The 11,640-nt window shown below is 42.1% G+C and carries 13 protein-coding genes; 7 read left to right on the forward strand and 6 right to left on the reverse strand.

Going from position 1 to position 11,640, the window contains the following annotated elements; translation table 11 throughout:
- The first annotated feature begins 52 nt into the window (after positions 1 to 52).
- On the forward strand, positions 53 to 1,090 hold the full coding sequence (locus ATS75_RS14610) for a hypothetical protein (RefSeq protein ID WP_058561150.1): 1,038 nt from the start codon (positions 53 to 55) through the stop codon (positions 1,088 to 1,090).
- A 5-nt stretch (positions 1,091 to 1,095) separates the two neighbouring features.
- On the opposite strand, the gene ATS75_RS14615 is transcribed toward ATS75_RS14610, so the two are convergent.
- From ATS75_RS14615 to lptM, 6 genes are all read right to left on the reverse strand, one after another.
- Complete coding sequence (locus tag ATS75_RS14615) at positions 1,096 to 1,800, reverse strand: HAD-IA family hydrolase (RefSeq protein ID WP_058561151.1); 705 nt, start codon at positions 1,798 to 1,800, stop codon at positions 1,096 to 1,098.
- An 11-nt stretch (positions 1,801 to 1,811) separates the two neighbouring features.
- Positions 1,812 to 2,777 carry a tyrosine recombinase XerC gene (locus ATS75_RS14620; protein ID WP_058561152.1) on the reverse strand — a complete coding sequence of 322 codons (966 nt, stop codon included), beginning with the start codon at positions 2,775 to 2,777 and terminating at the stop codon, positions 1,812 to 1,814.
- Complete coding sequence (locus tag ATS75_RS14625) at positions 2,774 to 3,397, reverse strand: DUF484 family protein (protein WP_058561153.1); 624 nt, start codon at positions 3,395 to 3,397, stop codon at positions 2,774 to 2,776. The genes ATS75_RS14620 and ATS75_RS14625 overlap by 4 nt, the downstream gene beginning before the upstream one ends.
- Entirely contained in the window at positions 3,394 to 4,224 is an 831-nt protein-coding gene (gene dapF, locus ATS75_RS14630; RefSeq protein ID WP_058561154.1) for a diaminopimelate epimerase, read from the reverse strand. Before dapF ends, ATS75_RS14625 begins: the two co-directional genes overlap by 4 nt.
- 63 nt (positions 4,225 to 4,287) lie before the next feature.
- Positions 4,288 to 5,541, reverse strand: a complete 1,254-nt coding sequence (gene lysA / locus ATS75_RS14635) for a diaminopimelate decarboxylase (protein WP_058561155.1) — start codon at positions 5,539 to 5,541, stop codon at positions 4,288 to 4,290.
- Positions 5,542 to 5,736, reverse strand: coding sequence for an LPS translocon maturation chaperone LptM (gene lptM / locus ATS75_RS14640; RefSeq protein ID WP_058561156.1), 195 nt, complete (start codon positions 5,734 to 5,736; stop codon positions 5,542 to 5,544). It lies immediately after the preceding gene.
- Positions 5,737 to 5,870: 134 nt separating this feature from the next.
- On the opposite strand from lptM, the gene cyaY reads away from it, so the two are divergent.
- From cyaY to ATS75_RS14670, 6 genes are read left to right on the forward strand one after another with little or no spacing between them, the layout of a single operon-like run.
- Positions 5,871 to 6,194 carry an iron donor protein CyaY gene (gene cyaY / locus ATS75_RS14645; RefSeq protein ID WP_058561157.1) on the forward strand — a complete coding sequence of 108 codons (324 nt, stop codon included), beginning with the start codon at positions 5,871 to 5,873 and terminating at the stop codon, positions 6,192 to 6,194.
- Entirely contained in the window at positions 6,191 to 6,847 is a 657-nt protein-coding gene (locus tag ATS75_RS14650) for an alpha/beta hydrolase (RefSeq protein WP_058561158.1), read from the forward strand. Before cyaY ends, ATS75_RS14650 begins: the two co-directional genes overlap by 4 nt.
- Before the next feature lie 22 nt (positions 6,848 to 6,869).
- Complete coding sequence (locus tag ATS75_RS14655) at positions 6,870 to 7,706, forward strand: DUF2914 domain-containing protein (protein ID WP_058561159.1); 837 nt, start codon at positions 6,870 to 6,872, stop codon at positions 7,704 to 7,706.
- Positions 7,707 to 7,744: 38 nt separating this feature from the next.
- Positions 7,745 to 8,695: a hydroxymethylbilane synthase gene (hemC, locus tag ATS75_RS14660; protein ID WP_058561160.1), complete on the forward strand. Its 951-nt coding sequence runs from the start codon at positions 7,745 to 7,747 to the stop codon at positions 8,693 to 8,695.
- Positions 8,696 to 10,528 carry a uroporphyrinogen-III synthase gene (locus tag ATS75_RS14665; protein ID WP_058561161.1) on the forward strand — a complete coding sequence of 611 codons (1,833 nt, stop codon included), beginning with the start codon at positions 8,696 to 8,698 and terminating at the stop codon, positions 10,526 to 10,528.
- Positions 10,525 to 11,628, forward strand: coding sequence for a heme biosynthesis HemY N-terminal domain-containing protein (locus tag ATS75_RS14670; protein ID WP_058561162.1), 1,104 nt, complete (start codon positions 10,525 to 10,527; stop codon positions 11,626 to 11,628). The genes ATS75_RS14665 and ATS75_RS14670 overlap by 4 nt, the downstream gene beginning before the upstream one ends.
- Positions 11,629 to 11,640 lie beyond the last annotated feature (12 nt).

Genomic DNA, 11,640 nt, shown 5'->3' on the forward strand with positions numbered 1-11,640 from the left:
AGAGTATGCATCACGAGAAAGGGAGTTCGGCTCTAGCAGCAAGGTGAGTAATATGAAAAAAATAAGTTTGTTACTAATGATATTATTAGCAGGTTGCTCGCCCAGCGAAACTCAGACATTACAAGCGACCTATAGTGAAGCCAAATTGCACGGAGATATTGTCACGTTAAGCCAGGTTTTAGCAAAACTTGCAGATATTAACCCTGAGGATTGGAAAGAAGAACATTCCAGTGTATTGCAGGCACACGAATACTACATTCGGGCTAAAAAATCACTCGATGAAGGGAATTTAAATGAAGCTATTACTCACGCCAATAAGTCGTTTTTGCTGTCTGAAAGTCAACAAGTTTTAACTCTAGTTAAACAAATCAAACAGGAACTTAAAGATTTTCAAAAAGCAAAAAATGTATGGATAACATTTGATCAGCAGCTTGATGAGTTAAATAATAGAATTAATGACTTTAGTTTAGTGGCAACTCGAGATTGGAGTATCATCAACTTTAATCAGTTGCTGGTAGAGCTCATCGATTTTAGAAAGCAATTTTTACGAGCCAAGCTAAAAATTGAAGAATCACAACGTAAAACACAATTACATGCCCAAACCTTAGCTAAAATCAATCAACAACTCGTTATTTTAGAAGCGTGTATAAACTCGTTATTAGGTAAAGTGGTAAGCTCTGCGGGGAATGAGTTATATGTTTTCACGAATACTATTTCTGAACAAACGATTTCACATTTAACTTACTTTTCAGACGACAGTGTGCCAGGTATGGTTGGTCCATTTTATAAAAAATTTCTTGTTAAATATCGACCTTACTATGAGCTCGTTGAAAATACACATTTTGTGACATACCAAAACGATTTTAGTGCCTTTATGGATTTAGATACATTCACACAGTTACAAAGTAAATTAGTATTCCAGCCGAAGGATTATGAAAACTACAAAAGTGACATTAAGAAACATTTGAATCAGTTGTCAGATAATATAAAAAACGCGAAGTTAGTTTATAAAGATGATCAAATGCTAATAAGTACGTCATCATCACTCTTAACCTCACTCGATATGTATTTAAAACCATTTAGTGGATAACACCCTTATAAAAAATATTTAAGCGCATGAATTGATGCAATCTCTACATCAGGTAAGCCTCGGTATGCATAGCGAGCTTGCTGATCGTTTAGCCACAGTGATTGACAGCCTGCGTTGTGTGCGCCGTGAACATCTGTATCTAAGCTATCACCGATATGCAGTATGTGCTTTGGTTCAATGTTTAGCTGTTCGCAGGCCTGATCAAACATAGTTGGGTGCGGTTTGGCTTTACCATGTAGCCCGGCTTGTAAAACAAGGTCAAATACGCCATTTAGATTAAATCGTTCAACCTCGACATTGCCATTCGTGATAGCAATAAGTTGATATTTTTTAGCTAGTTGAGCCAGGAGTGACAATACTTCATCACTGACCACAATATTACTGCGTGCATCAGCAAACGCGTGATAAGCGCCGCTAACATGTTGCTCAAGTTGCGCGCCTTGATAGCCTAATTTAGCCAAGCCAAGTTGTAAGGTGTCTTTTCGCCATTGGGTCACATTATCCACTAAAGCAGGGCTTCGTTTAACGGCGAGCTCTCTACAGTGTTGCCAATAATGACGCCCTTGCGCTTGCCAGTCAGGTAATGCGTTTAAGTAATCAATTTGTGCCTGCACAGCCGCTTTTATAATGGGGTGATTATTGTAAAGTGTGTCGTCTAAATCAAAGCTGAGTACTTTTACTGGCGTAATGGCACGGTTAAAGCGGATCATAAAATTCCTCGTTAGTCTGGGTCGTGACGTTTTTTAGCACGCGGGTGCGTGTTGTCGTACACCTTAGCCAAATGTTGAAAATCTAGATGGGTATACACTTGCGTTGCAGATAAACTGCTGTGGCCTAATAGCTCCTGAACTGCGCGTAAATCACCAGATGATTCAAGAATATGGGAAGCGAAGGAGTGGCGCAACTTATGCGGATGAACTTGGCTACTAATACCTTGTTTAATACCCCATTGTTGCATTCGTAATCGTACTTGGCGCACTGAAATTCGGCATTTTTTACTGCTGACGAATACAGCAGGCTCGTCAGGGCCTGCAAATTGTGGTCGTAACTTTAACCAACAATTTAATACATCAAGGGCTTTGCCACCCACAGGTAATAAGCGTTCTTTATTCCCTTTACCACGAACCAATATTTCGCCTTCGTGACGATTAATATCTTGCATGTTAGCGCCAACTAACTCGCTGATACGCAACCCTGATGAATACATCAGTTCCATTATGGCTTTATCGCGAATAGCCAGTGGGTCATCTTCTTTTATTTCTAGTAGGCGTGCCATCTGATCAACATCGAGGTTCTTTGGCAGAGGCTTGGCAAATTTAGGGCCTTTAATTGCTTCAGCAGGGTTGTGATAGTGATCTTGCTCGGTAATTTTTTTTGATTTTAGAAATTTATAAAGACTACGAATACAGCTGAGCTTTAAACTTATTGTACGGCCACTGAGTTGTTTACTGCGCAGTGCCATGCTGTAGCGTCGAATATGCTCGCCTTGAACATCCTGCCAGCTATCACACAGTTTGCTAAAGTAATGCGCAGCAAATTGCAGTTGACTGGTATATTGGGTAATAGTGTGCGCTGAGTATTGTTTTTCAAACCGTAAATATTCACTAAACAGCTGAATAGGCGTGAGCCATTGCGCGTTTAATTGCGCTGTTAATTGTTCTAAACCAGGAGGTTGCTCCTCGCTCATGCCAATTCCAGTTGGAGTTCCAATAATCTAAGTTGCAAAGAGCGTACAAATTCGAGCACAAAAAAACTGTCTTTAGCGGGTTCAAAATGATTGGCATCAAGGCTGCCAAAGGCAAGTATGGCAACAGGGTGTTGGTTGTTACCGATTAAATATAATGCGGTTGATTGGGTTTGATCTGCAAATAATAAATCACGCTCTTGTTGACTGACTCGGCCAAGATAAGTGCCCGTGTCTTTTAGGCGATGTTCGATTAATGCATCATATTTAGCCTCATAGCGTACTAAGTGGCACTCACTGATAGCAGGGTTGGTACAAATAATATTACGTAAGTTTAGTGCGAGTGTTTTAAAATCGTAATTGGTCCAAAGCTGCCTGTGGCATTGGCTAAATAATCGATAAATAGATTCATTTTCAGTCGCTTGCTCAATAAGCTGTTCAATTTGCGCTTTTAATTTAGTGTTATGTTCACGCAGCTGGCGCTGCTGAATATGCACCAGAGACGTTGCCCCCTGAGCTTTTTGCTGTAGCTCTAACTGCGCTAAAACGTCTGGGTTTTGCAGTAAATACTCAGGGTTACTACGTAAAAAATCGCTAACTTGTTGTTCTGTTATTTCGCTCATAAGGCAACTTGTCCATCAAATACATGTTCAGCAGGGCCGGTCATACGCACAGGGTGGCCTTCGCCTTGCCAGCGAATCTGCAAACTCCCCCCTGGAAGATCAACTTGTACTGTGGTTGCTAACTTACTTTGTGCTTGGCCAATAACCATGGCGGCACATGCGCCAGTACCACAGGCGAGTGTTTCATTGACACCGCGTTCCCATACTCTTAGCTTAATATGCTCTTTGGAAATAACTTGCATAAAACCCACATTAACACGCTGTGGAAAACGTTCATGATTCTCAAGTAGTGGGCCTAGTGTATCCACCTCGGCGGTGTCGATGTCATCGACTTCAAGTACACAATGAGGGTTCCCCATCGAAACCGCACCACTAAATACGGTATGCTCTTCAGCACGAATAATATAAGTGAGCTCACGCTTGCTGGCTTTGAGCGGGATTTTATTTGGCTCAAAGTTAGGATGACCCATATTGACTGTGACCTGGCCGTCTTTTTCAATGTAAAGAGTGAGGTTACCCGATTTGGTCGAAACGGTTATTTTATGCTTATTTGTCAGGCCTTTCATTCTTACAAAACGCGCAAAGCAGCGCGCGCCGTTACCACATTGTTCAACTTCGTTGCCATCGGCGTTGAAAATACGGTAATGAAAATCAAGATCAGGAGAATAAGGTGCTTCAACCATTAACAGTTGGTCAAAGCCAATGCCAAAGTGACGGTCAGCCAATTTTTTAATTTGATCTCGTGATAAAAAAACGTTTTGCGTAATGTTATCAATTACAACAAAATCGTTACCTAAGCCGTGCATTTTAGAAAAATTAACTAACATAGCGCTCTAATTCGGATTTGCTCTGCGCTAATCATGCCACAGAGCAGCCGTGTTACAAAAAGTTTATGGTAAAATTTTCTCGCCTTGCCATAGGCTTTCAATTGTTTCACGTGCGCGGATCAAATGACTGTGCTCACCATCCACCATTACCTCAGCTACGCGAGGCCTTGAATTGTAGTTTGAACTCATCGTGAAGCCGTACGCACCAGCGCTGCGTTGAGCAAGTAAATCGCCTTGTTGTAGCGCAAGCATACGATCTTTACCTAAAAAATCACCGGTTTCACAGACAGGACCGACAATATCAAAGTTACGTGTTGGCGTGTCATCTGTGCGAGGGGTTACAGGGACTATGTTTTGCCAAGCTTGGTAGAGTGAAGGGCGCAACATATCGTTCATCCCTGCATCAACGATGGCAAAGTATTTGTTTTGATTTTGTTTGATAAACTCAATTTTAGTAACCAAAATACCTGAGTTAGCAGCGATAGCGCGGCCAGGCTCAAAAATAAGCTCAAGCTCAGGGTGGTTACTTAAACGCTGCGTTACTTGAGCAACATATTCGCTTGGGTGTGGCGGGGTTTCACCATCATAAGGTACACCTAAGCCGCCACCGATATCGAGATGACTCAATATGATATTTTTAGCTTTTAGCTCATCAATTAAAATGAGTATTTTATCCAACGCCTCCAAGAAGGGTTTAACTTCGGTTAATTGAGAACCAATGTGGCAGTCTACGCCAGTAATTTTAAGGCCTGGTAATGACGCTGCAATTTCATAAACACGGGCTGCGGTAAGAATATCGACACCAAATTTGTTTTCTTTTAATCCTGTTGAAATATAAGGGTGTGTTTTAGCGTCTATATCTGGATTAACGCGGATTGAAATAGGGGCCGTTAAATTCAGTGCTGTTGCAACGTGAGAAATACGTTCAAGTTCAGGGACTGATTCAACATTAAAGCATTTAATACCTAACTCTAGTGCATAGGCAATTTCATCTTCTGTCTTAGCAACACCCGAAAAAACAACTTTGCTGGCATCACCACCGGCTTTAATCACGCGAGCTAACTCACCTTTAGATACAATATCAAACCCTGCCCCTAAACGTGCCAAAATGTTTAACACTGCAATGTTTGAATTTGCTTTAACCGCATAACAAACCAAGCTCTTATGACTTTTAGCCGCGTGTGCAAATGCCAAATAATGTCGTTCAAAGGTTTTGCGTGAATACACATAACACGGTGTACCATATTGTTCGGCTAAAGTGCTGACAGCGATGTCTTCAGCGTGAAGCTGATTATTTTTATAGTCAAAAAAATCCATCTATTGATCCTGTTTCGTTTGGGTTGTTGATGCAGGTGAGGTGTTCTCAGAGGTCATCGGTTTTTGTTGTGTATCCTGCTCCTCTTTATCTTCTGGCAAGTACAAAGCACCACTTTGTCCACAGCCCGCTAAAAAAATGAGTAATACACCCATAGAAAAAAGTTGTTTTAATTGTTTAAGATGCATCTCTTTCATTAGATTAATCGCGTTGCTGGCTTTATAATCGCAGATTAACAGAATATCTAAAAAATGCAGCTATTCGCGGATGATTTTATTCCTGTTACACTACCTGCATGCAAATTGTACCCAATGCCGTAAAGGAAATAATGATGACAGACCATGAGTATCACCAATTAGCCGAAGCACTTATGTTCACAATCGAAGAGCAAGTTGATGATTGTGAAGCAGATCTAGATTATGAATCTGCGCAAGGGATTTTAGAAATTATTTTTGCTGATCGCTCTAAGATAGTGATTAACAAGCAAGCACCTTTGCATCAAGTGTGGGTAGCAACAAAATTTAATGGCCATCACTTTGAATTACAAGGCGATAAGTGGATTGATAACCGCTCAGGTGCAGAGTTTTGGCAATTCATGAACGAAGCGACTACGCGTCAAGCAGGTCAAACTGTTGAGTGGCAATCAGTACTATGAGTTTAGAGTTCGTAGAGTACCCAGCAAAAGCAGCGCATAAAGCAACGATTATTTGGTTGCATGGCTTAGGTGATTCTGGAGAGGGGTTTTTACCCGTAGCGCCACAATTATCCTTACCTGATGAATTAGGTGTTCGGTTTGTTTTCCCGCATGCGCCAGTGCAACCTGTCACAATCAACGGTGGTATGGCGATGCGCTCTTGGTACGATATTAAATCGATGGATTTAGATAAACGTGCAGATGAGGCGGGCGTACGTGAGTCGGCAGCAAAGGTTGAAGGGCTCATTAACAAAGAGCTTGAAAGTGGTATTTCTGCGGAAAAAATTATTCTAGCGGGTTTTTCACAAGGTGGTGTAATTTCACTACACTTAGCGCCTCGGTTGGCACAAAAGTTAGGGGGCGTCATGGCGCTTTCAACGTATATGTGTGCTCCAAACAAACTGTCGGACGAAGCTAAGCACACCGATTTAAACGTATTTATGGCGCATGGTCGTCATGATGATGTTGTCCCGCATAGTGCTGGGCGTAATGCGTTTGACGCTTTATCTGCATTGAACATGGATGTAAGTTGGCAAGATTACCCAATGGCTCATCAAGTCTGTGGGGAAGAGCTAATGGCAATTCGCCAGTGGTTAATTGCTCGCTTAAGTTAATTATTAAAAGCATGAGGCTATTATGAGTCAAAGAATTGTGATCACCGCAAATGTGAAGAAAACGGCGAGTGAGGCGTTACCAGCGATAACTTATCAGTGGCACTGGCGTCGTATCGTAATGGCTGCATTATTCATCAGTCTTTTATTAGTGGTATGTGTATATAGCCTTATGGGTTCAGTGAATGCCGAGCAAAATGATTCATCAACCGACAGCCCTTCTAAAACTACTTTAAATCTTGACGCGGCAGAAAGTGAGCCAGAAGTTATTCGTGAATCATTCAGCGCACCGGCGACACAGAATAATTCCGTGCCGATGGATAACGCTGTAATAGAGCAACAACCAGACGAACCTGAGCCACCAGTACAGAGCGAAGCCAACGAGCCGCTTTTGTTACAAGAGCGAGAGATTACACCACAGGACATGACTGAGCCCACTGTTGAAGTTCAATTAACAGATACTAGCCCTGCAGAAGACTTTGCTGAAACAGCCCATGTAGCCAGTGTTGCGATTGGGGCCAAAATAGACACTGATAAAGTGAGCCGTGCAGTGCTTACCCGTAAAGTCGTCGAACGTGAGCCAGTCAATGTTTTTAAAGCTGATGTTCGGTTAACTGAATTCGCCGATACACTGACATTCTTTAGTGAGCTAAAAAATCTACAAGGTCAAAGTATTAAACATATTTGGCATTATGGTGACCAAGTAATGGCGAGCATTGAATTAAAGGTGACTACGCCGCGTTATCGTACTTATTCAAATAAGCATATATTGCCTGAGCAAACTGGGTATTGGCGCGTTGATGTGGTCGACGAGCAGGATCATTTATTAGCCCAGAAAGAATTTCGTATTTTAGATAATTAAGCGTTACGTTTGATTAGCAAAGAGAATTGGACTTATCCATGACAAATGAAGTAACTGAAAAAAAACATATTATTCGCATCGCAACGCGTAAAAGTGCATTAGCACTTTGGCAGGCTGAGTTTGTAAAGGCGCGGCTGGAACATTTTCATAGCGATCTGTCAGTCGAACTTGTGCCGATGTCGACTCAAGGCGACATTATTTTAGACACCCCGCTGGCTAAAATTGGTGGAAAAGGCTTGTTTGTTAAAGAGCTAGAACAAGCCATGCTCGATGGTCGTGCCGATATTGCTGTGCATTCGATGAAAGATGTGCCGGTTGACTTCCCTGAAGGCTTAGCGCTGCATACCATTTGTGAGCGAGAAGATCCTCGGGATGCGTTTGTGTCTAACACGTATGCAAATATTGATGACCTTCCGCAAGGCGCTGTCGTGGGCACGTCAAGTTTGCGCCGCCAATGCCAAATTCGCGCACTGCGCCCTGATTTAGATATTAAAGATCTTCGCGGTAATGTTAATACCCGTTTGGCAAAGTTAGATGATGGTCAATATGACGCCATTATTTTAGCCGCAGCAGGCTTAATTCGACTTGAAATGCATGACCGCATTAAAGCATTTATTGAGCCTGAAGCATCATTGCCTGCCAATGGCCAAGGTGCAGTAGGGATTGAATGCCGCATAGATGATGAACTAACAAAAGCATTGCTTGCACCGCTTGAACACAATGAAACACGCATTCGTGTTAATGCTGAGCGTGCAATGAATCGCCGATTAGAAGGGGGTTGCCAAGTTCCCATTGGTGCTTATGCATTAGTGAATGGTGAACGTGTTCACCTTCGAGGGCTCGTCGGTGCCGTTGATGGTAGTGAGATTTTACGCGCTGAGATTAGCGGTCTTACTGTGGATGCTGAGCAGCTAGGTACTCAATTAGCTGAGCAATTACTTGGTATGGGCGCAGATAAAATTTTAGCTGAAGTATACAGAGACGCATAAATGTCACATATCCTGATAACTCGGCCACAAGGAAAAGGTGTTGAGCTTGCCAAGCAACTTGAGCAAGAGGGTTATCAGGCAACCTTATTTCCTGTTTTATCAATTGACTATCTTGAACCAAATCGTGCGCAATTAACGCCGTTATTAAATGCCGATAAAATCATATTTATCTCACAAGATGCAGTGAATGCATTGCTGGCACTCAAACCCGATATTAACACTAAAGCTCAGTTTTACGCGGTAGGAGAGCAAACCGCTGATGCGATTTGGCAAGCGTTTGGTGTGCGGGCTGCGGTGCCTAAAGCTCACGATTCTGAAGGCTTATTAGCGCTTAATTCACTGCAACACGTAGCACAGCAAAATATAGTATTAGTGAAAGGTAAAAATGGTCGACCAACTATTGCAAATGCACTCAAAAAGCGAGACGCTTTTTTAAATAGCTTGGTGGTATACCAACGTCAGCCTGTTGATGGTGCACAGAGTGACTGGCTAGACCACTGGCAAAGTATTGATGTTGAAGGTATAGTTATTACAAGTAATGCGGCTGTTGATGCTATTTTTCATCAACTCTCGTCAACACAACTACAATGGTTAGAACGCTGTCAGTTTTATGTTGCCAGTAAGCGAATTGGTGAATATTTAAAGCAACATTTAAGCTCGGCAAATATACACATTGCTGCAGGCGCAAGCGATAGCGCGATGTTTACCTGCATCAGCCAAGGTAATACTATGAGTGAAAATGCAAAGCCATCGGCCTCTGTTGAGGTAAAGTCAGCTGCTAAAGCGGCGCAAAAGCCGGCCTCGACATCAGCTAAAAAACAAGAACCCGCCATGAATCAAAACAATAAAAGAAGTATTAGTAAATCGGGGAGTGTAGCGTTACTGATCTCCTTAATTGTCGCCTCCGGTGTGGGATATCAGTTTTATCATAAACTAACAACTGGGCAGCAAGAAAATGTCATTATTGAGCAGTTAAAATCAAATAACGAAGCTTTAAATGCTGAACTAGCTTCTGTAAAAAGTGCGCAGCAAACATTGCAACAAGCATTGTTTAACAGTGAAAGCAAAGTGGCTGAGGCGATTGAGAAAAATACAGCGCAAACCCAACAGCAGTTAGAAAATGCCTTACAACGGGCAGAGCAACAAGCATATAGCTTGAGTCCACAAGAGGTCACTAGTTTGCAGCGAATGGCTGAATTTAAGCTGTGGGCTGAGAAAGATTACCAAGGGGCAAGTGCGGTATTGTTTCGCTTAGATTCTTTGCTTGCAGAACACCCAGGCACCGGTGCTATTCGTCAAGCTATCCATCAAGACTTACAAACGCTTAGTAGTGTACAACGTGTGCCTGTCGAAGCTATTTACTTAAAATTGCACGGCCTTGTTGAACAAGTTGAAAGTCTTGAGTTCAATGCCGTTTCTTTACCTCAAGAAGTGGTAAAAGAAGAACGACACGCGTTGAGTGAAAATGTGAGTGATTGGCAGCAAAATTTAGCTAATTCATGGCATCAATTTAAAGATAATTTTATTAAAGTGCGTCAGCGCGAAGGAATGGCTATTGAGCCATTATTAACTGAGCAAGAGCGTCATTTAATTCAACAACGTTTGAGCTTGTATTTAACACAAGCACAAGACGCAGTATTAACTGAGCAGGCAAGCGTTTATTTTACTGCACTTAGTCAGGCAAATAACTTAGTAAAAGCGTACTTCAAACGTGAGCACCCCCTAACAAAAAGTACTGTTAAGGGGCTGGATGAGCTAAGTAAAGAAAGCATGCAATTTAAACACGATATTGCATTAATAAGCACCGAGCAGGTCAAGGAGTGGGCAAAATGATCCGCTTAATATTGGTTATTTTAGCCATTGCCGTGTTGCTTGCAGTATCGCCTATGCTGATTGGTGAAGTAGGTTACGTGCTAATTTCATTTAATCAAACGACCATAGAGGGCTCTATTGTCGCGTTCTTCGCTACATTTATTGTTATCGCACTAGGACTATACTTAACCTATAAGCTTATTCGGTATGTGTGGTCATTATACAGTCACACGCGCCATCGTTTCTTCGCACGAAGTGAAGAGCGTAAACACGCAGCATTAGAACAAGGTGTTTGGGGGTTAGTTAATGGTGATTATGAGCAACTTGAGCTCGCGTTAGACAATAATAGTGTTGCAGAACCTTGGCAAGATGTGCGTTATGCCATGCTTGCAAAAGCAGCATTACAAAGCAATAACGCAAGTAAAGCAATAGACTGCCTTGATAAAATTAGTCCAGCTAATCAGCTGAAAGCGGCTAAATTATGGCTTGCCAGTGGCGACAGCAGCGCTGTAACGGGTGAGTTAAAAGCATTAGCTGAGTCGAAGAAAGCCACCGCTTTGGAGCTTAAATCATATGCAGAAGTGTTAGTTCAGCAGCAAAAGTGGGCTTCTTTAGAGCAATTTATGCCTCGTTTACTAAGCAAAAAAGCACTCACAGAGTCACAGTGGCAAGTGTTGTTCGCAGCCTACTTTAATGCGCAGTCAGCGTTAACTGAAAAATACCACGCATTAAGCAAACACTTAAGAGCGAAAGCGCACTTTGCGTATTTATCTGCCATGGCGCAATCCGGTAGGTTAAGTGAAATAGAGTTAACGTTGTTAAAAATGCTTAAAAAGCCAAGTGATCAAGATCAGCTAGCACAAATTTTGAAGGTATCTGCACCGGGAGATGCATTAAAGCTGCAAGCTAATTTGCAAGATGCATTGAAAAAACAGCCGGAAAATCAGAGTTTGTTATTAGCACTAGCATGTTTAGCAAATGCACATGGTGAGTATGATTTGGCAGCGCGCGTGTTTGATAAAGCGTTGACAGTGGATAATCAAAAAGAGTATTTGATACAAGCCCAACTTAGCTATAGCAAAAGTGCACAGCCTCAAAAGGCACTTGATTTATACCTGTAACCTATCACCGGC

It is taken from the genome of Pseudoalteromonas sp. H105, from assembly GCF_001469215.1.
Classification (GTDB): domain Bacteria; phylum Pseudomonadota; class Gammaproteobacteria; order Enterobacterales; family Alteromonadaceae; genus Pseudoalteromonas.

Coding starts and splice junctions, on each gene's coding strand:
- ATS75_RS14610 (WP_058561150.1), top strand. CDS start 53: ATGAAAAAAATAAGTTTGTTACTAATGATATTATTAGCAGGTTGCTCG.
- ATS75_RS14615 (WP_058561151.1), bottom strand. CDS start 1,800: ATGATCCGCTTTAACCGTGCCATTACGCCAGTAAAAGTACTCAGCTTT.
- ATS75_RS14620 (WP_058561152.1), bottom strand. CDS start 2,777: ATGAGCGAGGAGCAACCTCCTGGTTTAGAACAATTAACAGCGCAATTA.
- ATS75_RS14625 (WP_058561153.1), bottom strand. CDS start 3,397: ATGAGCGAAATAACAGAACAACAAGTTAGCGATTTTTTACGTAGTAAC.
- dapF (WP_058561154.1), bottom strand. CDS start 4,224: ATGTTAGTTAATTTTTCTAAAATGCACGGCTTAGGTAACGATTTTGTT.
- lysA (WP_058561155.1), bottom strand. CDS start 5,541: ATGGATTTTTTTGACTATAAAAATAATCAGCTTCACGCTGAAGACATC.
- lptM (WP_058561156.1), bottom strand. CDS start 5,736: ATGAAAGAGATGCATCTTAAACAATTAAAACAACTTTTTTCTATGGGT.
- cyaY (WP_058561157.1), top strand. CDS start 5,871: ATGACAGACCATGAGTATCACCAATTAGCCGAAGCACTTATGTTCACA.
- ATS75_RS14650 (WP_058561158.1), top strand. CDS start 6,191: ATGAGTTTAGAGTTCGTAGAGTACCCAGCAAAAGCAGCGCATAAAGCA.
- ATS75_RS14655 (WP_058561159.1), top strand. CDS start 6,870: ATGAGTCAAAGAATTGTGATCACCGCAAATGTGAAGAAAACGGCGAGT.
- hemC (WP_058561160.1), top strand. CDS start 7,745: ATGACAAATGAAGTAACTGAAAAAAAACATATTATTCGCATCGCAACG.
- ATS75_RS14665 (WP_058561161.1), top strand. CDS start 8,696: ATGTCACATATCCTGATAACTCGGCCACAAGGAAAAGGTGTTGAGCTT.
- ATS75_RS14670 (WP_058561162.1), top strand. CDS start 10,525: ATGATCCGCTTAATATTGGTTATTTTAGCCATTGCCGTGTTGCTTGCA.